The sequence below is a fragment of the Paenibacillus sp. Root444D2 genome (genome assembly GCF_001426375.1).
In the GTDB taxonomy this organism is placed as follows: Bacteria; Bacillota; Bacilli; order Paenibacillales; family NBRC-103111; genus Paenibacillus_E.
Map to the genome: position 1 here is coordinate 15,443 of NZ_LMEO01000003.1, position 24,596 is coordinate 40,038.

The following is a 24,596-nucleotide window of genomic DNA, read 5'->3' on the forward strand; positions in this document are numbered from 1 at the left end:
CGACTTGTCGTTCTTGGACCTAAGGCACCTTTGCCTGCTATTTATGCTTTTGATTATGGATATGCGGGTTGTACAAGGAATATTCCAGGTTGTTGTCCATCTTGCCTTGTTGGAGTAATTTCTTTCAGCGCGAGCTCCAGCTTTCTTGCTAGATCGTTCATAATTCCTCCGGAAGGTAACTTTGTAAGGCTAGTTTATCATATTAATAATAGAGATTAGAACAAGAAAAACCGTCCATTCACATTGAATTGTGATACAGACGGTGGTTTAAATCTTATATAAAATCTAGATATTTATTAAAGGAATTCCTAGTTCGTTATGGACAAAATTCATGATTTTACAGGGCTTAATCAAATCAATATTCACTTTTCAGAGACCATACCCGCTCAGTAAACTCATCGGCCGGTATCGGTCTGCTGATCAAATACCCCTGAACGCCATCACAACCTTGCTCACGCAAGTAAGAAAGCTGTTCACTCGATTCGACGCCTTCGGCGATTACTTTCATGTTTAGGCTATGCGCCAATTTGATAATACCACTTATGATCAATTCGTCTTTTGGAGACATGTTTAGGTTATCGATAAAAGACTTGTCCATTTTCAAATAATCGAATGAAAAATGCTTCAAATAACTAAGCGAAGAATAACCCACTCCAAAATCATCGATGGAAATAGATATACCTAGCTCTTTAATTTCTTCAAGCACCTTCATCGTATGTTGGGTATTCTGCAGCAGCATACTTTCCGTTATCTCAATTTCAAGCCACTGAGGATCTAGCTCCGTTTCCCGCAAAATTTGCCCAATCGTTCGGACTAAATGCTCATTTTGCAATTGAATGGAGGAAAGATTAACCGACATAACAATAGGTGGAAACCCTGCATCTTGCCACGCTTTATTCTGCCTACATGCCGTACTTAACACCCATTCCCCGATGGGCAGGATCAATCCACTCTCCTCGGCAATCGGAATAAACTGAACAGGTGACATTTGTCCCAATTCTTGATTTTTCCATCGAATGAGGGCCTCTACACCGTTAATTTTATCATTAGTCAAATCGATCTTCGGTTGAAAATGCAAATAAAACTCTTCGCGCTCGATCGCTTTGTGCAAATTAGAATGTATCTTGTGCTTGGCTTCATTAAGCTCTTGAATACTTTTCGAATATACGCTGTATGTGTTTCCACCGGATTCTTTGGCCCGATACATAGAGGCATCTGCATTTCTGATCAGCGTTTCCACATCGGTCCCATGTTCAGGATATATACAAATCCCTATACTGGTCGTTATATATAATTCTCTTTTATTCAAATAAAAAGGTTCAGCTAATGCTTGTAAGATTACATCGGCAACTGGTATGACCTCATCTATATGGCTTAGATTTGGAAAAATAATCGTAAATTCATCGCCCCCCAGCCTTGATACGATAGATCCTTCCGGAACAGATTGGATAATGCGCTTAGACACATCTATTAATAGAAGATCACCTGTATGATGCCCCAGCGTATCATTTACTTGTTTGAATTTATCTAAATCAAGAAACATTAATCCGACTAAGGCGTTGTCGTTGTTACGAGCTTTTTCCAATGTTTCAGCCATACATTCTTGAAAATTGCTTCGGTTCGGCAGCCCGGTTATTTCATCAAAGTAAGCCATTCTATGAATAATCTGTTCGGCTTGCTTCTGCTCGGTAATATCCTTAGCAATTCCATAGACCCCAACAATTTGATCGTTCACTACCGTCGGACCACAAGTTATGAACAGATCACGGGTTGTACCCTCTTTTGTTAAAAAGCCCATTGTAAATTGTTGCGGATTTCCCAGCAGCGCCTGTTCTATATGACGTATCACTTCTTGTTTCTCTGTAGAAATCGCATACTCGAATAAATTAACGTCCATTATATTCTCTGGGGAATAGCCAAGTATTTTTTCTAACATCGGGTTAATACTCGTAATTTTACCTGATAGATCCAGTGTGAATACAATATCTGGATTACGGTCAAATAAAGACTGGTAGCGTTGTTTGCTTTCTTCTATTTTATAAATATGCTTATTATACGCTGAGATAAAGAAGTTAATAACTAGCATAAGGAAGACCGCAAAAATGATCTCGATAAGTAGACCACTTGAATTAGTTTGTTTCAGAAAATGATACAATATAATGGCTACTACTAATAAAGAAACTTGCATTTTAACAATCTTAATCATTGAAATTTCATTAAAAAAAGGAATTTTACTTACAAATTTCATGATTCCTGCACGTATTAATAAGTTAACATTCTCGAAAACAAAGGTAATGCAAATAACTTGAATGATCACTGGTAGTTGGGTTGTAAACTGCAGAATTGCTGCTGCACATACCATACTAATAAAATACATGCCTAACGTTGAAAATAACCGATACCAGTTAATTCTATAAAATGGTTTGGTGGCTAGCAAAAAAAACATTATGGCGCTTACAAGGATAGGAACCGTACTTGCTGAAATTCCCATAGAATACATCAAGTAAAGAATTCCTAACGTTGATCCATTATACAAAAGTCCATTAGCCATTTTAATTGGAAATATGTCAACTATTAAAGTTAAGACGCATATAAGAATTATAGGTTCCCAAACTCTATTAGATTGAAGAAATTCCAGACAGATAAATGTTGTGTAAATTCCAGTTAAGAATAATATCAGAGTGTATAGATTTTTATCCTTCATGCTGCTCCCTCTTTGAAGTGGTTCCTAATAGATATCGAATAAATCCGAAGCCTACACTAATATCTCCAATACTTATCACATGTTTGAAAAAAGGAATCCAATCTCCCAACCACCAATAATTGGAAGTATTCATTAGTTGATGTCGAGGGTCGTCTGTAACAAAAGCAGAACCATTATACCCAGACATCATCAGAGCCTTTTCTGATACTGGCATTAATCCACCGTGTATACTAATGGCAAATAAATTAAACAAGGCACCAAAACATATGAAAATAATTCCTGGTAAATGCCTGTTCATCCATAAGCCTAAGATCATTGTAGCAAATGAAAGTTCAAGTAGAATAGGATAATCGCGCCCCGTTCTATTACTCAACCAATAAATAAAAATTTGGAAAGCAAAGGTACCGATCAATAAATAAGGCATTCTGAAAGCTGCAAAGGAATCAACAATTGTCAATAAATTGCGTTTTAGAATGATACAAAGTAGAAGGCCTGCAAGTATGAAGTAAATCATATATGTTCATTCCTTTATATAAAAAATGAAAGGAACTAGGTTTTGCCTAGCTCCTTTTTGGGATTATGGCCCCCAAGGCTGTGATACAACGGATGAATAAACCATAGCTGTCAAAACAAGAGTCATAAGTACCCAATTCTTCCAATTTTTCATTTTCATTTCCTCCCCTTTGTTTGAAAAGAATGTCTAGTCAAATGGAAAAATCCATTAAAGAAATTATACTTTTAATGGATTTTTTATACAATGAAAATATTCAAAATATACGATAATTCGATATAAAATGACATAAAGGGAGAAGGATCTTTTTCATATGTTCGGATGTCCCTTGGTACATCTTACCTCCCAATCTTCCAAAGAGGTGCCTCTTCTTCGTTTTTATTATACAATGGTTGATAATGAATGAATGAAAACTCCATAGGCACTTAGGGGGATTTTGTATGTATGAAGGTAAAATCATCAAATTTTATCGAGAAAAAGCCCAATTAACACAAGAGCAATTGGGTCGAGGTATTTGTTCCGATACACATATTAGTAAAATAGAACGAGGCTCGACCGAATATGCGCCTGAGATCATTACTCTCCTATCTAAACGCCTAGATATTAATATAGAACAAGAGGCCATTCGCCTCAAAAATATCCGAACCCGCCTCCTTCATTGGCATGATGTAATTATTGAGCAGCTATTTGAAGATATGGATAAGTTGAACAACGAACTTGAACGTGAACACCTGGTCCAACTCTCTGATTACAAAGCACTCTACTCCTTATTAAAAGCTAGATATTACCTCATGCATAGTCAACCGGCAAATGCTTATAAGATTATTAAGCAAATCAATAAGGTTGCACATCAGCTCCCCCTTTATGAAACCAATTTATTCAAGCATGTATTAGGGATGTACTATATGACTAAACAGGATTACTTTAAGGCCATAGATACGTTAAATGCCATCGTCTATGAGGATTACAATAACCACGAGTATTACTATCATTTAGCAGTTGCCTATCACACCGTCCAATCACCGATAATGGCGTACTATTATGCAGAGAAATCCTTGGTTTTTTTCAAAAGTATTAATAGCTTTTTAAGAGTTATTGATGCTGAAATGCTCATGCTGATCCAGGTCAAAGATGATAAAAACCGAGATTTTAAGGAAACCATAAGACGCTTTGAGAAACTGCTTCTAAGTTGTGATATCTGTAATGCGCCTACTCGAAAGGCAAGAGTCCTGCATAATTTGGCCTTTGAATACCTAAGAAGGCAAGACTATGAGTCTGCCAGCAGGTATTATCAGCAATCCATGAGTCTTAAAGAAATAAAGTCAGCCCCTTACCTACTTTCTTTAGAGGGATATATTAGAAGCTGCCTGGATGGAGCATTATTTTCCCGAGATGAATTAATAAAAATGACTCAAGATGGATTAGCTATCGCTAAAGGAATCAAGGAATCCTTATATATACTCCTCTTTAACCTCATTCTATTCTTGATCAAAAAACAAGATGCAGAGTATCATCATTATTTAAGTGATCAAGCATTACCTAAATTTAGAGAATACGGGTATACGTATCTGATCCAACGGTCCGAGAAAGAGTTATTCAATTACTATTCGAAGACAAATCAGCATGATAAAGCTATGGAAATAGCCCTTGTTTTGATTAACCATGAGAATTAGCTTTATGCAAAAAAGGAACTTTGCCACAGATTCAGTGGAAAAGTTCCTTTTTTTGTCTATTCTGTTAATTCTTTGGCTCAAAACCTAGTTCATGCAAGTAATAAGCCAATCCTTTTTTCCCGTCTTTCTCTTTCGGTTTACCTTTGGCATCCGGATCTATTCGTAGGAAGTTCTTTTCGATGAAACGAATATCCTTCTCATCCACGATTCCATCTTGGTTCAAATCCTCTATCTTGGAGGATTTCCCGTAAGCGTGGACCGCTTTCTTGAGATCTTCAATGTCGATCATATTATCGCCATTCACATCTCCGGCGTAACTGAGCGGCTGATCAGGCGAAAGCCATGGATCTGTTCCTATAAGCTCTCCATCTTCCGTTTTACTCAATTGTACCGTTAATTTGCTTTTTAAATGCCCCGGAACCTCTACAATGATATCGTAAGCCTGTTCTGAAACAGGGAGATCATAAATGTAGAAAACGCCGCTGTTATCGATGGTTCCCGCATACGTTTTTCCATCCGCTGCTCTCGCGTATGCTTTGGATCCGATCTTAGATAAATCCTTATTCCAATCCAAATAGCCATTTTCATCCATAAATGCTTCAGCCCACGTAACTGATGCGATAGTCGAATGTTTCGGAATTATATCAAATCCGTTGATTTGGTTAAAAACAGGCGCTTTCGTTGGTATCGTTTCCCCATTTTTCATGTAGAAAAACTCTTCGATATTTTGTTCGATATTCATCGTATCTTTTTCCAAATACCACTTATCATCAGTCAATCTAAAAGTAACATCAAGGAAGGCACTGTCTCCATCAAACCCGTGAAAATTGTTTCCTGTTATTGAGGCCCCAACTTTCACCATCTTTTTGGATTCGGTGTACACATCGTGATCACTTACGACCGCGTCATCCACTTTCACCTTAAGGCCTTTTTGGGCAGCCATCGCTTTAAAAGCGGGGTTTACCTTTACATCTACAAACTCAAAATGCTTATAATAATCCACCGTATAAGTGCCAGAGATAAGCTTCTCGACGTTGTTTAAATTTAAGGTCATAGTAATCTCGTCACCCAAATATACTTTTTTCTTATTATATTGTGGTACGACATAAGCTGAGCCTGCTTTGATAAACCCATAGTGGTGGAAATCTCTAACAAGGCGTGCGTTTGTAGCCATGTCAACTGGGAACAAGTTTAACGTTAAAGGGTAATCCTTAATATCATCCGGCGTTACGCCGAACTTTACGTCTCCGCTGGGCTGAATAGGGAATTCACCGTCAGGATAGACGTTTTGATTTTCATAATAATAGAGATGATTAGCAGATTGCGTGATGTTCGACGATGATAGAGAATCAAGGGCTGCGTCATGTACGTTGGCATGTACCCACAGAGCACTCTGATCTTTACCGTTTATTTTTTCAACTGTATACATATCATCGCTAACCTCGTAGACACCTGGCGCTTTGTCTAGGAAATTGAGTTCCGGCAGCGTATTATCCACAACAAATGCTTGTTCTTTGGTGTAAGTAAGACCATTCTCATCCGTTGCGATCATCCTAACCTTATACGCGCCTTCCGGCAAATCTACTGGAGTTGGACTAACACTCGGATGAGAAGGATCTCCAGTAAAGGGAAACACCCACCCGCCAACGGGATAGATATAAATTTCTTGATCTAAAGGGGCATCTACTGCATTAACAGAATGTCCATTAGCACTCCCCATTACATGTCCATCCTTATCCGTTATGAGCACATCGATCTTTTGTATAGGGCTATTCAATTTGAAAAACAATATTTTAGCTGGGTCTTCTAGAAAAGGGTGGCTCACTTCAGGCGGTTTCGTCATAATTGCCTGGTTACTCAATTGCATATATTCGATTCCTGGTTCAACCACACGAACAGCAAAAGGAATCCGATATTTCGCTTCAGCTTGCGTTGGATCCGCATTTTCAATGTGAATATAACCTTCATATCTGCCTAATGCCGCATTGGTTGGAACCTGAATGCCCGCTATCAGATCGGTCATCTGATAAGTGGCTACACTGACGGTGCTGGGTACATTCACTGTAACACCATTTACCACAGCATTTGGCAAACCTGGCTTCGCCGGCAAATATTCAACCGTGATATGATATTGTTTATCGTTAGCGCTTCTATTTTGGATAACTAAGTTACGACTCTCCTCAACTGCTGTGTTCTTACTTTTAGCGTGGTTTCCAAAAAATAGAGAGCCTGTTAGATCTTCAATTTCAGATAATACGCCATCTTTTTCGTTAATAGTCTTAGCTTTCACTTTAATTGAAGTAGTAGCAAAAACCGCTTCGGTAACATCAACTTCACCTGCACCCACTTCATAGACCGAGTAATTTCCATTAAGGGCATCTGCTGTATTCATCAATGCAGCTTTCACATCAAAAGGCGTATAAGTATTATTTTGCTGCAAAACAAGTGCGGCTATACCTGCCATATGCGGAGTGGCCATGGAGGTTCCAGAAATGCGGGCATAGGCTGATGAATAATCTATCCCATCTTCGGGACTATTGATATACTCCGGATAGCTGGAGTAAACGGCTACACCCGGTCCGATAACGTCCGGCTTAATGTCATAATTCGTATTAACCGGACCTCTTCCGCTGAAATCTGCCAAGTGGTTGCCTTCAGTCACAATCGAGTTTACGGCTCCAAAGGTTATCGTAGGCTGATCAAGCGATAATAAGAATTCCCCATCTGCTTTAGTCAACCGGAATGACGGGATAAATTTGGGACCTTGCCCCGTATAGTGCGGGATTTCTCCAACCACATTGTTGTACATTAGAACTGCCTTTGCTCCGGCTGCTCTAGCATTTACGACCTTCTCGTCCAAGGCATTCTCTCCCCGCGCAATCAGGGCAACTTTACCTGTAAAGTCCTTACCTTCAAAGTCAGCACTCATACCCAGTCCCGCATATACGATTGGGAATGTCTTTCCTGTTAAATCTCCTAGGTTATCGTTGAAATTTTTGGCTAATAGCTTCATATCAGGAAGCTGCGTAACCACACTAGAGTAGACGCTCGCCGAAACCGTAGGAATGGCCATGGAGAAATCGCTTGCTCCAACCGTAATACCAAGTGCTGTCGTGCCCGGAACGGTAACTGTTCTTTCATTTGGCCCTGAATTCCCTGCTGCTACAAGACATACCACTCCTGAGAGTGTCGCGTTGTTAATAGCGATTGCTTCTGGGGCAAGTGGGTCATTATACGTAGCTCCCAAGGATAAATTAATGACTTGCATTCCGTCTTGCACGGATTTATCGATTGCAGCGATAATTCCGCTTTCAGGTCCGGTTCCATAAGGTCCTAACACTCTATACACATAGAGATCAACATCAGGTGCTACCCCTAAAACGGGGGAAGCAACGTTGTTGGTGCCTTGACCTGCGATCGTTCCCGATACATGAGTGCCGTGCGAAGTAAAGTAAGTGGCTCCACTCGGTTTTCCAACAGCTACCCAGTCATTGTACGTTGTTTCCATAGGATCGGCATCGTTATCGATGAAGTCCCAACCTTTCACCGTTACCGGATCGATAGACTTCGGGTCCACGTTCGGTTGGGCCGTATACCCTTTATAAACAGCCTTTAAATCGGGATGATTGTAGTCGATTCCCGTATCGAGAACGCCAACCTTAACCCCTTTTCCTTTAATTCCTTTGCTATGCAGAACGTCAATTCCTTCAAGCGGGATACGATTGTCATCCGTTATCTGTTGGAGTTGCGGTCCATTAGGAACCGAGGCAATTTCCATTTCTTTTGGATCAAGCCTTACGATATTATCTTTCCAAATTCGGTTAACCACGCCAGATTTCAATAGAGTTTCAACATCCGTACCTGGCAAAGTCATCGCAACACCATTGAATGCATGGTGATACTCTCTTGTAATTTTCAACGCTTCTTCTCCAATCATGAATGGCGTTATTCCAGGTTTAGATTTAGTACTTGGTTTCATCTTTTGTAAAAACTGTTTAAAGACATCGTGATTATCTTCCGCATCTTTCTGCGCAACAGCAGGTGAGATGCTCACTCCCCCTACCGCCTGTTTAATAACTTCTACCTTAGCAGGAGCTTGCTTAAATTCAATAATAACATGGGTTAATGCCGAACTTTTGAGGTTAATCTCCGGAGAAATCACCGGTCGTCCTACTTTCATTTCCGTTAGAGCTTTTCTTTGATCAGCCGAGAGATTCTTTAACAAATTCTCTACATTCTTCGAAGGCACCTCAGCAAATACCTGAAAGGGAAATAATGAAGATACAAGTAATAAACCGGCTAAAGCTTTTGTAGCAATTTTGTTCAATCTACCTTTTCCCATGTCCTCACTCCCGGTGTTTGATCTATAGAATCTGAGTTTAAGAACTCTATTAACTACCAGTCTACATGCACTTTAATAGGAGGTAAATGGGGGGAATTTTGGGGGTTTTTGAGATGGTTGGTGCCTGAAATGCTAGTCTTTTAATTGAAATGGGACCATGAAATCCCCCTTGGAACAACGGTCTCCTGGATGTTACTACTTGTCCATACATGGCAAATCGAAAAAATAAATACATCTTGACTTTTCACTTCATGAAGCATATTATTATCTCATAACTAAGAATCTTAATTTAAAGATATTATATATTGCATTTACACATTCGAAGGAGTTGTTGATATGTACGATATCGCAGTGATTGGCGCAGGTCCAGCCGGAGCAAGTGCAGCATTGTTTGCAGCAAAAGCAGGAAAGAATACTTTACTCATCCATAATGATAAGAGCATGACAAAAAGAGCGTGGCTTGAGAATTATTATGGTATTGAAGCAATTTCCGGCCCTGATCTTATTGATATTGGAATGAAACAGGCAGTTAAATTTGGCGCTGCATTACAGGAAGAGAAGGTTCAAAATATCGTTAAACTAGATGAAGGTTTTCGCATTGAAACCAATATCGGACAATATGAAGCTAAATATATCATTATTGCAACAGGAGCTTTAACAGAGCTTGCGGAACATTTGGGCTTGAAAACCAAACCAGCAACCGAACCGCGAATTAAGACGGTCATTGATGTTGATACAAATGGCCAAACAAGTTTGGATGGTATTTGGGCGGCAGGTACAGCAGCTGGCGTTAGCGTCCATGCCATCATCACTGCTGGTGACGGAGCTAGAGTGGCGATAAATGTCATTAGCCAAATAAATGGGGAAAGATACGTTGATCATGATATTTTAAAAACTTCTGAATAAAAATTGACCAACTTTACACAAATCATATAAAAGGAGTGGTTCACTATGCTTACCATTTTAAATAAAATTAATGTACTTTCAAGAAAAGAAAAAGAAATCGGATTAACTGAGATTGAAAAAACAGAACAAGCCAATCTGCGTAAAGAATATCTTCAAATATTTCGTGGTTCAATAGATAGCTTGCTCTTGAATTCTACAATTATTGACCCGAATGGAGATAATGTTACCCCCGAAAAATTAAAAGAAGAACAGGCCAAAATTGCTGCAAAATAATTGCTTCCTGAGTGATAGGAACCAAAATGTGCTAAAATTGAGGCGTACTCGTAAGGAATTCATATTTATCATTCAATGGAGGTTATACCATGGGCAAAATAGGAATATTTGGATTTGGGCGTATTGGCAGACAATTATTAAGAGTAGCTTTACAGGATCAACTATTTGTTCCCACGTCCATCTCTGATATTAAAGACGCAGCAACACTTGCCGCTCTGTTTGAAGTTGATACCAACTATAAGCGCTGGCACGAAGCCGTATCGGCCCAAGAAGGTAGTATGGTAATCGGTGGACGCGAAATTCAGTTTATCGATTCTTCAAAAGAAGTCCCTAATTGGAAAGAATTAGATGTAGATCTGGTAATTGACTGTACTGGCCGAGCTGTCACCCGAGCTGTTGCTCAGGTCCATTTGGATCGCGGGGCAAATAGAGTATTAGTTAGTGGGCCTAGCAAGAGCCTTGAAGATTGTGATGCTGTATTGCTAAAAGGGATAAATTTGGATAGCTTTGATCCAGATAAGCATAAAATTATTAGTATGGCGAGTTGTACGACCAACGCATTAGCTCCAGTGGTCAAAATAGTAAAAGAAAACTTCGGGATTAAGTACGGTCTCTTCTCCACCGTCCATTCTTACACGAACACCCAGTCGCTAACGGATCAGCCTATGAAGGATCGCCGGGATTCGTGGGCTGCAGCTGAGAATATCATTCCTTCTTCATCAGGAGCTGCAAGAGCCCTTAAATTTATCTGGAATGATTTACAGATTACCGGAAAGGCCTACCGGATTCCAACGCGCACCGGAAGTATTGCTGAATTAAACCTTGTAACGGAAAAACCATGTACAGTACAGCAGGTAAATGATATTTTCCGCAGTGCTGCCAAAGATGGTCAACTAAAGGGAGTTCTTGATGTTCTGGAAGGTGAATGGGCATCATCTCGTATCGTAGGCGACCCCCATTCCTCCATCATTGACCTTCCTTTAACCCAACTGCAGGGTGAGATCCTATCCGTTGCAACTTGGTACGACAATGAATGGGGTTACGCTTCGCGATTAGCAGAAGTTGCTGCTTTTCTAGTTAATAAGTAAAATCGCTACCGTTAAATAAGTAGGATCACCTCTCCGTTTAAGAGAGGTGATCCTTTATTACCTCAATGATCCCCCCTCTTCAATCCTTGAACAAAAGCAATTAATTATACGACATCCATACTGTATGACCCACAACCTCAAAGCCCTGCTTATACCAAAAATTACGTGACTTTTCTAATGAATAAACATACATTTTCTTATTAGGGTATTTCAGTTTAAGCCAATCCATGAAGAAAGCTGCATAGCCCTTCCGTTCAAACTCTTTCAGTACATCCAAAGCTTCTATAAATACATAATCTGTTTTGTTCTTGATATCAATATAGAAGTCTTGTTCTAAGTATTTTTCATCATCGTTAAAATAATCTTTCTCCGCTTTCTGAATTAGCTGTTTCGCACTCGTGTATTCCCAAACCACGGCATACCCCACCATCGTATTTTCAACTTCAATGAGATATACATCATTAGGCAATTCCGAGCTTTCCTTCTTACTCAATTCCCCTGCATGATAGCTGTATTGCAATTCACTTAATATCGTTTGGAACTCTTGGTCGAATGGTCTTTTCGTAATCGTAGGCATTATAAATCTCCTTTTCACAATGTTGCTAACGGAAGTATAACATACTTCTACATCACATCCTTTATGTTGGTTAATAGTGTTAACTATAGCTAATCATGTATATGTTCGAGTGAACGCAAGAAAACCTAGAAGCAACAGCTTTTAGGTTTTTGTTTTAATATTTATTTATATGCACCTCGTATGCGGGTCAATGAACAAGTTAGTAGGCTGCTTATAGTGGGTGGTCGGTGACCGCATTAGTGTGATTGTGAAGGCATATGATGCGGTTGGTGTTGATGATGATGATGGGTTTGCCCGGTATGGTGGTGATGTTGTGTATGATGAGGATGCTGAGTATGGTGTTGAAGATGATGCATAGGATGATGATGCATGTAATGATGATGTGGGTAGTAGGCAACGTGGTGATGCATCGGATGGTAAGCAAGATGATGCATGGGATGGTAAGCAAGATGATGCATGGGATGATAGGCAAGATGGTGGTGTGGGTGATAGGCGGAATGATGATGCGGATGGTAAGTATGGTGAGGCTGTGTATAATGAGCATGTTCGTGATGTGGATGCATTGGATAATGCGCTCCCGGTGCTGCTGAAGGCTGCTGATAGATAGGGAGGTTATCTCCCGTAAATGTCGGCGCTTGTTGAACTGGATGGTAGGTCTCCGTCAATATCGGAGCTTGTGGAGCAGGTTGGTAGGTCTCCATCCTTGTTGCACCTTGATACATAGGGAGGTTATCCTCGGTTGATAAATTCCGATTTGTCATTTTCTTTCCCCTTTCTGAAGTAGGCATACGTCATCATATGCAAGGTTTCGTAAATTGGGTATATGTCTATATAAATCGGGCTTATTTAACATATTTTATTAAAAATACAGCTTTTTCGAACATAAATCCAATCTCCTACTTTTGCAATAATGGGTTTCTCCCGTAAACGATGTTGAAATTCTGCGAAGTAGGAGAAATCCGGATGAACATAACGATCTGCCAAAAATGCTGATTTTGTACTGCCAATCATTCTGTTTTCATTCAGGATTTTAATGACTTGTTCCCCAGAAGTAATTCCGAGGCCATGTCCATGTCCATAAAAAATGTCATTTTCCAGCAGGACGACGTTTTCTCCTTTCCACCAGGGTACCGAAGGTACAAAGTCGGGGTTCTCAAAATAGAGCACATCACCAATCACAGCTTCCTCATTAGATGTCCGGTCGATTAGGTGCAATTTGCTGTTGGAATGCCAATCAAATAATAAAAGGTCCGCAAACAATATATCGAATTGTCTAGGATCTATGGATTCTAATAGGGCTTTGTACAAGACGACGACGACAGCCATTGAGCATTCGAATGCGTAGGAGCTCCCATTTGTAAATATATCCCGTATCGCATCTTGTGGAACACAACCGCTATTCAGCTGGAACCTCCCTTGATTAGTTAAGTGCCAATACATCGGGTTACATAGCGTTTTTTTGAAATCTGCAAAATAGACACCAGCTTTACTCAGCTCCTTCGCGGACTCCATAATCTGCGTTCGCATGTGCAGTTCAAACAACAGGGTATAGACGGAATCATACCGATACTCAATAGGGCTGTTCTGCTTCTTTTGATAAATGGTTAGTTCTAACTCAGACAGCATACCTTCTTCAAAGGCTATTTTGCTGGTACCTTCGATTAAAATCATGGACTTCTCCCCATTATGAAAGATCTATAAGCGTGATTCACCTATTTTTATATGTGGAATTTCGAAGTTATGTGAATACGTAACTTTTCCCGCTTGGGATAAACACCTTTCATAAGACTTTCTATATATCCAAATAATTGACTGCCTTCGGGCATTTTTTTTGTAAGCTAAAAGGAACCCCATCTGCCTTAAGATGGGGTTCCTTTACTATGTATTACTATCTTTTTGAATCAGCTGACAATCAGCTTCTAAACCTTTAATCTTATTTTCCAAAAAGCTCTTCTTGATAAGCCAGTATACCATCTAGTTCATTAAGAGCTGTTTGCCTGTAGGATTCTATGGCGTAGTAAAGGTATTAGTATGTCACCTCACCCTGGTGCTAATCAAGCATTTACGAAGTCAGACTGTTCTTTCAAAGATGCCATCGTCCCTTTGCGCTTGCCTTTGGCAACGTGCCGCTGAAGAAACAAAACACCTCCGAGCGATACGAGAAGAACCGGAATAAATCCAACATACCAGATAGCTTCATACACTCCGTGATGGACCCATATGTAGATAAACACCGCCAAATATAGCAGCAGATAGCTCAAGCTGACCGCATGAGACAACGTTAGGTTCGGCACCGAGAAACGCTTCTTCGATTTCTGACCCATCAACACCAAATACTCCGGCGTCGGCTTCTGCACATAAGAACGTATGGACATGAAGGGCCAGTCCTCCCCGACCTTCTTCGCCGATGCCCTTTCACCAGTGCTTTCTCCCTGCAGCTTGTCCATTTGTTGTCCGCTAGCGCAGTAACCGACGTACATCAGCGAGTACGCCTCCACCTCGGAGAACGCGTTCAGATCGGTCCTCATCGTCACCGCCAGCGTACGCACCGTCGGATCAATGCCGGGGATCTCTTTTCGCATATCCACAATGGTATCATCCGTCCCCTCGATCCGAAGGTCACGAATGGCACTCATGAAAAGGTCCTGAATGCGAAAGAACGACTCAACCGAATCGACTTCCACATAATTCTCAATACGAAGCGGCTTGGACGCATCGCTGAGCAGAACTGACATCCCCTCTTGCCAAAGCAGCTGAATGGCATGGCCGCCAAGATTGTCCAATACCCCTCCATCCACCCCATGCACCATACGATCCCCGAACGGAATAGTAATGGGGTTGAAGAGACCGGGGACGCAAGCGGAGGCCGCCACCGCCTTGGATACGGGTAGATTTAACATCTCATCAGCGCGAATCGCATGATTGCGCTCATTCTGCCGCCATAGTAAGCTGGTCGGGTTCGTAGAGATAAATAGAGGCTGTCCATTCTCCAGAATGGAGGTATTCAGGATCAGCTCTGGCTTCCTGTTCTCGGGATGGACAGGGGAGTCCATCAGGTCACGCAGAACGGTCGTCTGAAACATAAGGGCTCTCATTCCCTGCTCCAGCTTGGAGTCGAGGATGACCGCCGGGTTCAGAGCAGGCACTACCTTATGAACCAGCCATAGCAGTCGCTTCAGGATCGGCTCCGGAACCAAGCGCGAGATGCCGCCGGTGATGACTACGCGATTACGCAGATCTTCCTGAACAACAGCAACAAACTCCCGGATAACCCGTTGCATCAGGTCCCGGTAGTCCTGGTCAGTCAACGGCCGATCGTTCCGAAGCTCCTCGCACAGCATCTTGTAATAAAAGGCACCCACAATCGAACCGCCGGAAACAGTAGATATAGCATGCACCTCCTTCAACAACCCTTCATCGGCCAGTCGGGCCATTACACCGAGATGAAACAAGGACGCCCGGTAACCGCCGCCGGATAAGGCCAACCCAATCATATTCGTTCACTCTCCCGCTCGTTAGTCTGCAACTACAAAAAAGGCACCACGGAGGTGCCTGCTGTTAATCGGTTATTTGATCATTCACCGACGTCGGAAATGCTTCTTCCAGGCTTGCTTGGTTATCCAGCTTGCTGTCCGCTATTTCCTTAGCCGTTTCGGTGATGTAGGGATACTAATTTTCAAAGACTATTTCGTTACGTCGATTCGTTTAAGCATTAGAAATTAAGGAATTGTCCACGACTACTCTCATTGATTAAATATTTGATAATTCGTTTCACTACATAATTTGCAGCTTCTTGGATCGAATACTTGCTTATATCGATTTCGATTACCGAGTTCTCAGGTGTTTCATTCGTGCTCGAGCTGCCTGAAAGCGGTCCGTTTACATAAACTTCAATATATTCTTGGCCAATGATGTCTCGCGCTGTTTCTCGGTCGTTAACGTTCGGGGAATCATTCGATACCAATGCAATAAGTCCAGCATCGTTCATCAATTTAGCAACTTCTGCTAATCGTTGCAACGATTCTCCGTGGCCATTCTTGAGTAACATAGTATGGTGGCCTGTCGATACCAAACGTTTTTCGACTTCTTTCGCAAGGACCAATTGATCTGAAAGCGAACCAGTGAACCAAAGGGTCAACGGATTCTGACCTTTTTGCTGAGCACGAACATCTCTGGTGATTTCCGTATCTAGCTGTACAGAATTGTCGGAGCCTTGACGGATTTGCTCAATCACTCCACAGGCAGATGTCATATTGGTGACACGATCGATCAGAATAAATCCGCCAATGCTTTTATTTTGTTCAAAAGAATCAATTACGATATTGTCAGATAAGGAAAACTCACATGTTGCCAATTCATTTTTGACGATATGATCCGTTGGAACTGTTTTTCCCGTATTAATTTCGATTTTATGCGTAATGGCCGTTACGGTACCTGGCAGAACCTTCGTTCCTACTTTGACCAGATAGTTTTTGCCTGGCGTCAGCACAGAATCATCCATCCAAAGAATCGTAGCTGAGAAGCTATTCGCCTCTTGGATTTGACTATCCTTTGTGAATACACAACCCCGCGAAACATCGACTTCCCGATCCAATTGAATGGTTACAGGCTGTCCAGCATAGGCATAATCGCGATCTTGGTCTCCCACGAGAATCCGTTTGACTTTCGCCTTCTCATGACTAGGCAACGTTGTCAGCTCATCGCCAACCGCGATACGCCCAGCCTCGATTTGGCCTTGGAAACCACGGAATGTATGATCCGGACGGCATACACGCTGAATCGGCATCATAAATGGTTTCGTGCTGTCGCTCTGATGAACGTCCACATTTTCCAAATATGGCAGCAAGGCAAGGCCTTCGTACCAGGGGGTATTTGGCGATTTCTTCGTAATGTTATCCCCTTCTGTGGCAGAAACAGGGATCACCTGAATGCTTTCAAAGTGAAACTCAGCAGTCAATTGCAAGAATTCTTGTTTGATCGCATTAAATATCTTAGGATCAAAACCGACTAAATCCATTTTATTCACAGCTAAAACAAGATGTTTAATGCCCATAAGTGCGCAAATGCGAGTGTGGCGCTTCGTTTGGGTAATAACCCCTTTCTTTGCGTCCACAAGAATGATAGCCAGATCCGCAAAAGATGCGCCTACGGCCATGTTACGGGTATATTCTTCGTGTCCAGGTGTGTCTGCTACGATGAACGAACGGTGGTCCGTCGTAAAATACCGATAAGCCACATCAATCGTAATCCCTTGTTCACGCTCCGCCAGTAACCCATCTAGAAGCAAAGAATAGTCAATTTTGCCGCCGCGGCTGCCCAGTCTGCTATCCAGCTCTAACGCTCTTTCCTGGTCGGCGAATAAAAGCTTGGCCTCATAAAGCATATGTCCAATTAAGGTGGATTTTCCGTCGTCTACACTTCCGCAAGTAATAAATTTAAGCAGACTTTTCATTTTAGAAATAACCCTCCCGTTTACGTCTTTCCATGCTTCCCGCCGCTTCTTGGTCAATTACCCGCGTTGTCCGTTCGGATGAGACCGCACCAAGCGTTTCTTCAATAATGGCATCTATCGTATCCGCCTCCGACTCAGCTCCCCCTGTAAGCGGATAGCATCCTAATGTACGGAAACGCATCTTCTTCATTTCAATTTTCTCATGAGGCTCGAGCTTCAAGCGATCATCGTCCACCATGATGAGATGTCCATCGCGTTCGAGTACAGGTCTTTCTTTGGCAAAATAGAGAGGCACAATATCAATGTTTTCTCTGCGAATGTATTGCCAGATATCTTTTTCCGTCCAGTTGGATATTGGGAAAACGCGGATACTTTCGCCCTTATTGATTCTTGTGTTGAAAAGTTTCCACATTTCCGGACGTTGGTTTTTCGGATCCCAGGCATGATTCTTATTCCGGAAAGAGAAAATCCGCTCCTTCGCACGCGACTTCTCCTCGTCACGTCTTCCGCCGCCGAACGCAGCCGTAAATCCGTATTTGTCCAATCCTTCTTTCAGAGCTTGGGTTTTCATAATATCCGTATACGCGGAACCATGATCGAACGGGTTGATCCCTTGATCAATCCCTTCCTGATTGGAGTGAACAATCATGTTAATTCCGAATTCTTTGGCTTTACGATCACGGAATTCAATCATTTCTTTGAACTTCCACGTTGTATCAATATGCATAAAAGAAAATGGCGGCTTCTCCGGATAAAAAGCTTTCAGCGCCAGATGCAGCATCACAGAACTATCCTTACCGATCGAATACAGCATCACGGGATTCTCACATTCCGCCGCTACTTCTCGAATAATATAAATCGCTTCAGCCTCAAGTTGATCCAGATGCGTCATTTCATCTATAGAATCAAGCATCATTTTTTCCATGGAAAAGGTGCCTCCTTTTAATTCTTACTAAAACTATCGTCTTTCTTTATATCCTATCAGATTCTGGCTTTCATGCAAAGTGGAAGAAAGTGAAAAACTTAAGATTTCTGTTATTTCGGTCGAATTCTGTCGGACTTTTTCTGAGACTGTGACTTTTTTGTCGCAATAATCACTGTGTGACACTTTGTCTCGCCTGAACAGTGGGTTCTTCACGTTTGAAAAAGGGATTGGATCGATAAGGATTACTTTGAAGAGCTCGTAATGTAACAAAAGCATGGAGTCAAACCCCTGTTCATTTTTCCATGCGAACATTAAACATTCTACTCGAAATAAATTAAAGTCTCTTCACAATAAAAACCCCTCTGTTTGATAGAGACTGTTATAACTCGTTATACGACAGCTGATATAATAAGTAAGAAAAGGAGTGTGTAATAGATGAATCGAGTCATTGATCAATATATTCGCAACGAGGAAGAGCGGGCTTGGGTCAGAAAAGCAGAGGAGCTGGCTGCCCATTTTGCAGGGAGGGCCACGCGGCACGACCAAGAGGGATCGTTTCCATTTGAGAATTTCGCAGACCTGCGCGAGGCCGGGTACTTAAAGATAACCGTCCCTCAAGAATTCGGCGGGAATGGACTCTCGCTTTATGCCCTCGTCTTGCTGCAGGAGAGGCTAGCTTACGGAGACGGATCGACTGCATTGGCCGTTGGCTGGCATGTCGGTCAGATCCTTCATCTCGGGACAACCCGGAAATGGCCGGAGGCTATATTTGCCGATTTGTGCCGTTCCGTCGTGAGCGACGGGACGATGATCAACACCTTCGCTAGCGAAGCAGCATCCGGTAGTCCCAGCCGGGGCGGAAAGCCCGAAACGACAGCGGTCCCCACGGACGGCGGATGGCGGATTACGGGACGCAAAACGTTTAGTACGCTTTCACCGATCCTCGATCGTTTTGTGGTATCGGCGTATATCCCGGATGAAGACTGTACGGCCGACTTCCTGATTCACCGGACGGACCGGGTGACCTTGGTGGAAACCTGGGATACACTCGGGATGCGCGCGACCGGAAGCCACGATGTGGTGCTGGATGGCGTTTTTGTGGACAAAGATATGAGGCTCTCCGGTAATGGCATGGATGATGGGGGCGGCTGGCTTCTGCATATTCCGGCCTGTTACATGGGCATTGCCTTGGCGGCACGTGATTACGCCCTTGAATTTGCCCGCTCCTATCGACCCAACCATATGAACGAACCGATCGCCGCACTCCCTTCCGTCCAGCAGTCGATCGGAGAGATGGAAATCGAATTGCGTACCGCACGCTCGCTCCTTTATGCGGTGGCGGATCGCTGGGATCGGGAGAAGGAAAACCGACCCGCGTTGAAACCAGAGCTCGGCTTGGCCAAGTATGTTGCCACCAACAACGCCATCAAAATCGTGGACTTGGCGATGAGAATTGTCGGTGCCGCGAGTTTATCCCGCAATCGGCCTTTGGAACGGTATTACCGGGATGTTCGTGCAGGCTTGCATAATCCGCCAATGGATAATACAGTGCTTCATACCTTGGCTAAAGCCGCTTTAGCCGAGACACCCTTGTGATCCGAGAGAGACGCTAAAACAAATCATCGAGAACCCGCGTCGGAGCCTCCCTATCCGCCTTCAAAAAGTATTCATATCTGCCGAATCTCGTCAGCGCCTCTTGGTCGGGCAGCCATACCCATTCGTCGATTTCGGTCTGGCAGCGGTGGGCCCGAAACGCGGCGAGCTTTGCTTCCAGATGAATATGTACGTCGACTTTGATGACATCCTTACGTGAATACCCGTACCGCTCCGGACGCTCCATCGCGTCTCCGAACGTAATGAAATATAAAGCGCCCCGATGCCCTATTCGCCCAAAAGCGGCCGTCGTCGCTTTTCCAATTGCGCAATGATCTGGATGTCCACCCAGCGTTTCGTGAAACGTAAGCACGACATCGGGATCTACTTCGTTAATGAGAGCCGCAATCCGTGCTGTCAGGCTATCCTCATCGACAAACTCAACTGTTTTATCACGTATATCCAAAAATTGGAGCTGCTGGATGCCCAGGCTCTCGCAGGCCTGCCGCAGTTCCATTTCGCGCGCAGCCGCCATTGATTCCCGGTTGAGATAAGGTGGATTGCCCATGCGGCGTCCCATTTCACCCCGCGTGGCGCTCACCAGCGTAATGTCCACCCCCTCATTGGCATATTTGGCGAGAGTACCTCCACAAATAAACGACTCGTCGTCAGGATGGGCAAACACTGCGAGCAGCTTTTTGGCTTTATCGATTTTGTTCATTCTGGAAACGGCTCCTTTCCCAAGTGCAGAGCAACATTCATCCGACCTCTGTCATCATAGCCAGCCAGCAAAAGACGACCATTCCCATCTACCTCATAATGCGTGAGCGCCTCCATTCGCAGCCAGCCATGCCCATCGAATCGTAGAGCGGCACGAAAAGGGCCTTCCCCCGCTATAAAGACATGGGTAACCTTGACTTTGAAATTGCGAACGAAGACAAATGACGTCGCTTCGCTGTGGATATAAGCGTCAGTCCCGACGAAGGCCTGAAGCTCGGCTTCTACTTTCGACCTGATTATTTTGATCATCGTCCTTGGCTCTCTTTTCTGAATGGATTTAAATTGCTACATAATCGTAATCACAAAATAGCATCTTTTAGCCTATTATTCAAACGAAATAACCCTATCCTAAAGACAGGGTCTAATCATATTCAATATTCATTTTTTTGAAGTTGACCTTCGAACCCATTTCGGTCATAAAATCTATTCCTAATATTCCATCAAAGCCATATGGTTCCCTTGTAATACCCATTTTCGTATTCCTGTGAAATATTCCTCAATAACTTCAATTTCTTCTTTACTGGTATGAAAAACATAAAATTCACGCTCAGGATTTTCCTTATGGTGAAGCTTATAACCTTCCCAAGTTTTCATTGGATTATCATATTCTTCTACAACTGTCATTTCTTTTATCCCTACTCCAACCCAATCCCCAAAACCGCACAAAAAAGGCCATAGAATCAAGAAGTCCATGACCGAGTAATATGATACTGCCGATAACCAGCACGACAAAAACCAATGCCATATATTTATTTCTTTTTTATGACGTGTACCAAATACATTACTAATGGCGTTCCTATAACTCCAACAATTGGAACCAAAATTTGTGCCTTGATTCCATAATGGAGTTTTAAAGCTTCGGCTGCTAAACCTGTTGGCATATTTCCCACGGAAGGTTCTGTAAGCTTCAGTACTAGGAATAGTAATGCTTCTACAAATGCCAAGGAGCCAATCAGTAGAACTGACATCCAAATTATTTTTTTCAACTTATCTCCTCCTTCATAAGGGAGAGAGCATCATAAATGCAGTGCTCCGGGTTTAAGATGGGAAGCGCATCGCTCGTAAATGCAAGTCCGCCTAAATAAGCAAAATTGGCCCCATCAGCAATAAGGAGATAGAATTAAATTAAACTGACTTCGTTTGCCTACATCTAGGAAATGTGGAACAACCCAAGAATGCCTTCCCCTCTTTCCCTTTCCTTGCAACCATTGGAGCACCACATGAACATATTATTTCTTTAGCGGCAGCAACTTGCGCTTGCGGTTCTTGCACAACCGATCGAATAGCGTTCTTCTCGGGTTGTACCTTCGATTTCTTATTGGTTGGCTGCCATTTACCCCAAGCTTTTAATTTCTGCTCTACAACTGCCCCATGCCAGTAGTCAACTTTAAACTGCTCCGCTTCTTTTTTGGCCGGTTCCGTTAAATCCGATGTAGTGACAAGTAAGGATAGGATACAATCATGGTTTCTCTTGGCCCCGACTAATTCACTTACGATCTGCACGCCCACTGAGTTATGGTTAGAGTAGCATTTAGCTTGTACGGCTGTCTTCTCACCCCGTTTATCAATAATGACAAGATCCACTCCACCATCCTTGCCACCCACACCAACTTCTTTAACCTCATAGCCTTGATCACGAAAATACAGTGCAAGCAAACGTTCGAACTCCGCTCCAGATAAGCTTTCTAACGAACTACTTAAAATTTCTTGATCCGATCTATTTTGTAGCGTGCGTGGTCTTTGGGGTTTGCTGTTGCCTGAACTTTTTTTAGGTTTACTGACTCTTCCTTTTTTCTTACTAGAAAGCAAAGCTACGCAGACACTTATCATGACAAAAAAAAGAACCATACCTATAATCATGCCTGTGGTATTCCAGTTTTTAACCAAATTTTTTGTTTCATCAAAATGATCTACACAAGTAAATAAAATGTAGGCGGCTCCTATAAACCAAGCTATTGTCGCAAGCTTCTCGTGTACCCATTTACTTAGAAATCGGTAATAAAGAATAGCTCCTATTATGGAAAATAGAGCAATACACATTGCAATGAAAATTAGTGGAGCAAGCAAATTTTGATTCATGAATTGAGATAGTTCATTATTCATTGGGTATACTCCCCTTCTGTGCCTTTAGTAGGATGTCGTTAAGATCTGTTGGATAAATTCGACATAAAATTACACATTCCTTCCAACTTTGTAAGATTGAAAAAACAGCCGTTGATAGGGATTAAACGAAACGATACTATTAAAGTTTGAACAATCTTGAAATATCTGGTACTATCACGTAGGTAAATACTACTATATTTTAGGAGATGAAAAGGTAAATGAGGTTCAGACAAATCGGACTAATATTATTAACATTTATTGTAACATTGACTTTATCACAGTCTGCTTACGCTCATTCGGGTAGAACAGATTCCAGTGGAGGGCATAACTGTTCAGCAAAATCCATTGCCAAAGGGTTGTGTTCTGGTTATCACTATCACAATGGTGGGTCTTCATCCGGCAGCGATTCATCATCTGGTGGATCGACTTCCAACACTACGCCAGCAGCCCCGGTAGAAACTATTCCAAGTGGACATGTCAAAGTTATAAAACCGACATACAGTATTTACGTAAATGGTAATTCAGTACCAAATTCATCCCTAAAATACCCCGTCATTTCGTATAAAGATATTACTTATTTTCCAATGACATTTAAGTTCACCCAAGCACTTGCCTTGGAAACAGTATGGAATGCAGATGTTGGATTTGTAATTCGAAAAACTTCCAATAAAGCTGGTAAAGTTGAATTTGACTACGGCTCTACGAACACAAGCCTGTATGCTAAAGAACCAGATTTTAATATCTATGTAAACGACAGCTGGATTGATAATGGTTCTGAGGAATACCCTTTACTAGTATTAAACGACGTTACCTATTTCCCTATGACATGGCACTATGCAGTTGAAGAGTTAGGATTAACAATAAAGCTTGAAAATAATGCTTTCTATATCTCCAAATAGTTGACTGCCTTCGGGCAGTTTTTGTTTTGAAAGCTAAAATGAACCCCATCTCAAGGCAGATGGGGTTCATTTACTATGTATTAATTATCTTTTTGAATCAGCTGATCATCAGCTTCCAAACCTTTAATCTTATTTTCCAAAAAGCTCTTCTCTAGTCTGATATGAAGTAATTCAGTGTCTAAGTCCTGACCCATGGTATGAACCGCGGTAACAATGTCTTCAGCTGTTAGTATATGAATAGAATCTGCCTTGTCTGAGATATACTTTAAAATAACTTCTATAAACTCTTTGCATACTCCGATTCTTTGAATGAGTACATTTTCCTCTGCTACAAATTCATCGTATTTGATAACTATGTCTTGAATGCCATTCGCCCCCAAATTGGTACACTTAAACGTACCAGTTTTAAACCAATTATATGGTACGTTATTGCGTATAGTCAACATTTAAATATAGCATCTCAAAGGTGACTCTACATGGCAAAAAAAATCGTAGTTAAAATCTCGAATCTAACCAAACAGCATAAAATATCTTTACGCGAACTATCTAGATTATCCGATGTGAGACATGCAGCATTAAGTGAACTATCTAATGGAAAAAGGGAAAACGTGAATTTCAGTCATATCGTTCGAATTGCAGAGGCTCTGAGTATTGAAGATATTCGGGAGATTATTGATCTTGTTGATGTTGTTGAGAATGACGATAGTGAGTTAGGATTGAATGAACGCAAGAAAACCTAGAAGCTGACAGCTTCTAGGTTTTTTATTAAT

23 protein-coding genes are annotated in these 24,596 nt (G+C 42.0%); 9 read left to right on the forward strand and 14 right to left on the reverse strand.

The features are described from left to right. Window positions 1-355: 355 nt before the first annotated feature. A complete protein-coding gene (locus ASD40_RS03105; RefSeq protein ID WP_057301878.1) occupies window positions 356-2,704 on the reverse strand; it encodes an EAL domain-containing protein in 2,349 nt (782 codons plus the stop codon). Further along, a complete protein-coding gene (locus tag ASD40_RS03110; protein ID WP_057301879.1) occupies window positions 2,694-3,218 on the reverse strand; it encodes a DUF5317 domain-containing protein in 525 nt (174 codons plus the stop codon). Before ASD40_RS03110 ends, ASD40_RS03105 begins: the two co-directional genes overlap by 11 nt. A gap of 437 nt (window positions 3,219-3,655) precedes the next feature. On the opposite strand from ASD40_RS03110, the gene ASD40_RS03115 reads away from it, so the two are divergent. Continuing rightward, window positions 3,656-4,888 carry a helix-turn-helix domain-containing protein gene (locus ASD40_RS03115; RefSeq protein ID WP_057301880.1) on the forward strand — a complete coding sequence of 411 codons (1,233 nt, stop codon included), beginning with the start codon at window positions 3,656-3,658 and terminating at the stop codon, window positions 4,886-4,888. Window positions 4,889-4,952: 64 nt separating this feature from the next. Here ASD40_RS03115 and ASD40_RS03120 read toward each other — a convergent pair whose 3' ends face one another. Further along, window positions 4,953-9,230 carry a S8 family serine peptidase gene (locus ASD40_RS03120; protein WP_057301881.1) on the reverse strand — a complete coding sequence of 1,426 codons (4,278 nt, stop codon included), beginning with the start codon at window positions 9,228-9,230 and terminating at the stop codon, window positions 4,953-4,955. Window positions 9,231-9,566: 336 nt separating this feature from the next. Here ASD40_RS03120 and ASD40_RS03125 point away from each other — a divergent pair, with 336 nt between their 5' ends. The 3 genes from ASD40_RS03125 (at window position 9,567) to ASD40_RS03135 (ending at window position 11,497) form a co-directional block, all read left to right on the forward strand. Next, window positions 9,567-10,136 carry an FAD-dependent oxidoreductase gene (locus ASD40_RS03125; RefSeq protein WP_057301882.1) on the forward strand — a complete coding sequence of 190 codons (570 nt, stop codon included), beginning with the start codon at window positions 9,567-9,569 and terminating at the stop codon, window positions 10,134-10,136. Between the two features lie 45 nt (window positions 10,137-10,181). Further along, window positions 10,182-10,409 carry a DUF896 domain-containing protein gene (locus tag ASD40_RS03130; protein WP_057301883.1) on the forward strand — a complete coding sequence of 76 codons (228 nt, stop codon included), beginning with the start codon at window positions 10,182-10,184 and terminating at the stop codon, window positions 10,407-10,409. An 89-nt stretch (window positions 10,410-10,498) separates the two neighbouring features. Next, window positions 10,499-11,497: a type I glyceraldehyde-3-phosphate dehydrogenase gene (locus ASD40_RS03135; RefSeq protein ID WP_057301884.1), complete on the forward strand. Its 999-nt coding sequence runs from the start codon at window positions 10,499-10,501 to the stop codon at window positions 11,495-11,497. Window positions 11,498-11,597: 100 nt separating this feature from the next. Here the strand turns inward: ASD40_RS03135 and ASD40_RS03140 are convergent, their stop codons facing one another. Next, on the reverse strand, window positions 11,598-12,074 hold the full coding sequence (locus tag ASD40_RS03140; protein WP_057301885.1) for a GNAT family N-acetyltransferase: 477 nt from the start codon (window positions 12,072-12,074) through the stop codon (window positions 11,598-11,600). Window positions 12,075-12,294: 220 nt separating this feature from the next. Here ASD40_RS03140 and ASD40_RS36980 point away from each other — a divergent pair, with 220 nt between their 5' ends. Next, window positions 12,295-12,432: a hypothetical protein gene (locus ASD40_RS36980; protein ID WP_156389879.1), complete on the forward strand. Its 138-nt coding sequence runs from the start codon at window positions 12,295-12,297 to the stop codon at window positions 12,430-12,432. Window positions 12,433-12,456: 24 nt separating this feature from the next. Beyond that, window positions 12,457-12,681 carry a hypothetical protein gene (locus tag ASD40_RS03145; RefSeq protein ID WP_057301886.1) on the forward strand — a complete coding sequence of 75 codons (225 nt, stop codon included), beginning with the start codon at window positions 12,457-12,459 and terminating at the stop codon, window positions 12,679-12,681. Window positions 12,682-12,920: 239 nt separating this feature from the next. Here ASD40_RS03145 and ASD40_RS03150 read toward each other — a convergent pair whose 3' ends face one another. The 4 genes from ASD40_RS03150 to cysD form a co-directional block, all read right to left on the reverse strand. Further along, window positions 12,921-13,745, reverse strand: a complete 825-nt coding sequence (locus ASD40_RS03150) for a hypothetical protein (protein ID WP_057301887.1) — start codon at window positions 13,743-13,745, stop codon at window positions 12,921-12,923. Window positions 13,746-14,128: 383 nt separating this feature from the next. Then, window positions 14,129-15,568 carry a patatin-like phospholipase family protein gene (locus ASD40_RS03155; RefSeq protein WP_057301888.1) on the reverse strand — a complete coding sequence of 480 codons (1,440 nt, stop codon included), beginning with the start codon at window positions 15,566-15,568 and terminating at the stop codon, window positions 14,129-14,131. 218 nt (window positions 15,569-15,786) lie between these two features. Then, window positions 15,787-17,526 carry a GTP-binding protein gene (locus ASD40_RS03160; protein WP_063870703.1) on the reverse strand — a complete coding sequence of 580 codons (1,740 nt, stop codon included), beginning with the start codon at window positions 17,524-17,526 and terminating at the stop codon, window positions 15,787-15,789. A 1-nt stretch (window position 17,527) separates the two neighbouring features. Then, the gene (gene cysD, locus ASD40_RS03165) at window positions 17,528-18,451 is read right to left on the reverse strand and encodes a sulfate adenylyltransferase subunit CysD (RefSeq protein WP_268795864.1); all 924 of its coding nucleotides are present in this window, start codon (window positions 18,449-18,451) and stop codon (window positions 17,528-17,530) included. Between the two features lie 435 nt (window positions 18,452-18,886). Between cysD and ASD40_RS03175 the strand changes: the two genes are divergently transcribed. Next, window positions 18,887-20,047 (forward strand): acyl-CoA dehydrogenase family protein, encoded by a 1,161-nt coding sequence (locus ASD40_RS03175; RefSeq protein WP_057301890.1) that lies wholly within the window; start codon window positions 18,887-18,889, stop codon window positions 20,045-20,047. A gap of 13 nt (window positions 20,048-20,060) precedes the next feature. Here the strand turns inward: ASD40_RS03175 and ASD40_RS03180 are convergent, their stop codons facing one another. From ASD40_RS03180 to ASD40_RS03200, 5 genes are all read right to left on the reverse strand, one after another. Then, on the reverse strand, window positions 20,061-20,765 hold the full coding sequence (locus tag ASD40_RS03180) for a PIG-L family deacetylase (protein WP_057301891.1): 705 nt from the start codon (window positions 20,763-20,765) through the stop codon (window positions 20,061-20,063). Then, on the reverse strand, window positions 20,762-21,073 hold the full coding sequence (locus tag ASD40_RS03185) for a DUF1806 family protein (RefSeq protein ID WP_056830839.1): 312 nt from the start codon (window positions 21,071-21,073) through the stop codon (window positions 20,762-20,764). Before ASD40_RS03185 ends, ASD40_RS03180 begins: the two co-directional genes overlap by 4 nt. Window positions 21,074-21,253: 180 nt before the next feature. After that, window positions 21,254-21,448: a hypothetical protein gene (locus ASD40_RS03190; RefSeq protein WP_235549146.1), complete on the reverse strand. Its 195-nt coding sequence runs from the start codon at window positions 21,446-21,448 to the stop codon at window positions 21,254-21,256. Between the two features lie 125 nt (window positions 21,449-21,573). Beyond that, window positions 21,574-21,810, reverse strand: a complete 237-nt coding sequence (locus tag ASD40_RS03195; protein WP_057301893.1) for a hypothetical protein — start codon at window positions 21,808-21,810, stop codon at window positions 21,574-21,576. A 139-nt stretch (window positions 21,811-21,949) separates the two neighbouring features. Further along, window positions 21,950-22,927 carry a restriction endonuclease gene (locus ASD40_RS03200; RefSeq protein ID WP_235549147.1) on the reverse strand — a complete coding sequence of 326 codons (978 nt, stop codon included), beginning with the start codon at window positions 22,925-22,927 and terminating at the stop codon, window positions 21,950-21,952. 218 nt (window positions 22,928-23,145) lie between these two features. Here ASD40_RS03200 and ASD40_RS03205 point away from each other — a divergent pair, with 218 nt between their 5' ends. Continuing rightward, window positions 23,146-23,826 (forward strand): YHYH domain-containing protein, encoded by a 681-nt coding sequence (locus ASD40_RS03205; protein ID WP_057301894.1) that lies wholly within the window; start codon window positions 23,146-23,148, stop codon window positions 23,824-23,826. 80 nt (window positions 23,827-23,906) lie between these two features. On the opposite strand, the gene ASD40_RS03210 is transcribed toward ASD40_RS03205, so the two are convergent. Beyond that, a complete protein-coding gene (locus ASD40_RS03210; protein ID WP_235549148.1) occupies window positions 23,907-24,272 on the reverse strand; it encodes a hypothetical protein in 366 nt (121 codons plus the stop codon). A gap of 30 nt (window positions 24,273-24,302) precedes the next feature. Between ASD40_RS03210 and ASD40_RS03215 the strand changes: the two genes are divergently transcribed. Beyond that, a complete protein-coding gene (locus ASD40_RS03215; protein ID WP_057301895.1) occupies window positions 24,303-24,566 on the forward strand; it encodes a helix-turn-helix domain-containing protein in 264 nt (87 codons plus the stop codon). Window positions 24,567-24,596: the final 30 nt, after the last annotated feature.

Excerpts from the sequence above, each read along its gene's own strand:
- ASD40_RS03105 (WP_057301878.1), bottom strand. The coding sequence starts at position 2,704 with ATGAAGGATAAAAATCTATACACTCTGATATTATTCTTAACTGGAATT.
- ASD40_RS03110 (WP_057301879.1), bottom strand. The coding sequence starts at position 3,218 with ATGATTTACTTCATACTTGCAGGCCTTCTACTTTGTATCATTCTAAAA.
- ASD40_RS03115 (WP_057301880.1), top strand. The coding sequence starts at position 3,656 with ATGTATGAAGGTAAAATCATCAAATTTTATCGAGAAAAAGCCCAATTA.
- ASD40_RS03120 (WP_057301881.1), bottom strand. The coding sequence starts at position 9,230 with ATGGGAAAAGGTAGATTGAACAAAATTGCTACAAAAGCTTTAGCCGGT.
- ASD40_RS03125 (WP_057301882.1), top strand. The coding sequence starts at position 9,567 with ATGTACGATATCGCAGTGATTGGCGCAGGTCCAGCCGGAGCAAGTGCA.
- ASD40_RS03130 (WP_057301883.1), top strand. The coding sequence starts at position 10,182 with ATGCTTACCATTTTAAATAAAATTAATGTACTTTCAAGAAAAGAAAAA.
- ASD40_RS03135 (WP_057301884.1), top strand. The coding sequence starts at position 10,499 with ATGGGCAAAATAGGAATATTTGGATTTGGGCGTATTGGCAGACAATTA.
- ASD40_RS03140 (WP_057301885.1), bottom strand. The coding sequence starts at position 12,074 with ATGCCTACGATTACGAAAAGACCATTCGACCAAGAGTTCCAAACGATA.
- ASD40_RS03150 (WP_057301887.1), bottom strand. The coding sequence starts at position 13,745 with ATGATTTTAATCGAAGGTACCAGCAAAATAGCCTTTGAAGAAGGTATG.
- ASD40_RS03155 (WP_057301888.1), bottom strand. The coding sequence starts at position 15,568 with ATGATTGGGTTGGCCTTATCCGGCGGCGGTTACCGGGCGTCCTTGTTT.
- ASD40_RS03160 (WP_063870703.1), bottom strand. The coding sequence starts at position 17,526 with ATGAAAAGTCTGCTTAAATTTATTACTTGCGGAAGTGTAGACGACGGA.
- cysD (WP_268795864.1), bottom strand. The coding sequence starts at position 18,451 with ATGGAAAAAATGATGCTTGATTCTATAGATGAAATGACGCATCTGGAT.
- ASD40_RS03175 (WP_057301890.1), top strand. The coding sequence starts at position 18,887 with ATGAATCGAGTCATTGATCAATATATTCGCAACGAGGAAGAGCGGGCT.
- ASD40_RS03180 (WP_057301891.1), bottom strand. The coding sequence starts at position 20,765 with ATGAACAAAATCGATAAAGCCAAAAAGCTGCTCGCAGTGTTTGCCCAT.
- ASD40_RS03185 (WP_056830839.1), bottom strand. The coding sequence starts at position 21,073 with ATGATCAAAATAATCAGGTCGAAAGTAGAAGCCGAGCTTCAGGCCTTC.
- ASD40_RS03190 (WP_235549146.1), bottom strand. The coding sequence starts at position 21,448 with ATGACAGTTGTAGAAGAATATGATAATCCAATGAAAACTTGGGAAGGT.
- ASD40_RS03200 (WP_235549147.1), bottom strand. The coding sequence starts at position 22,927 with ATGAATAATGAACTATCTCAATTCATGAATCAAAATTTGCTTGCTCCA.
- ASD40_RS03205 (WP_057301894.1), top strand. The coding sequence starts at position 23,146 with ATGAGGTTCAGACAAATCGGACTAATATTATTAACATTTATTGTAACA.
- ASD40_RS03210 (WP_235549148.1), bottom strand. The coding sequence starts at position 24,272 with ATGTTGACTATACGCAATAACGTACCATATAATTGGTTTAAAACTGGT.
- ASD40_RS03215 (WP_057301895.1), top strand. The coding sequence starts at position 24,303 with ATGGCAAAAAAAATCGTAGTTAAAATCTCGAATCTAACCAAACAGCAT.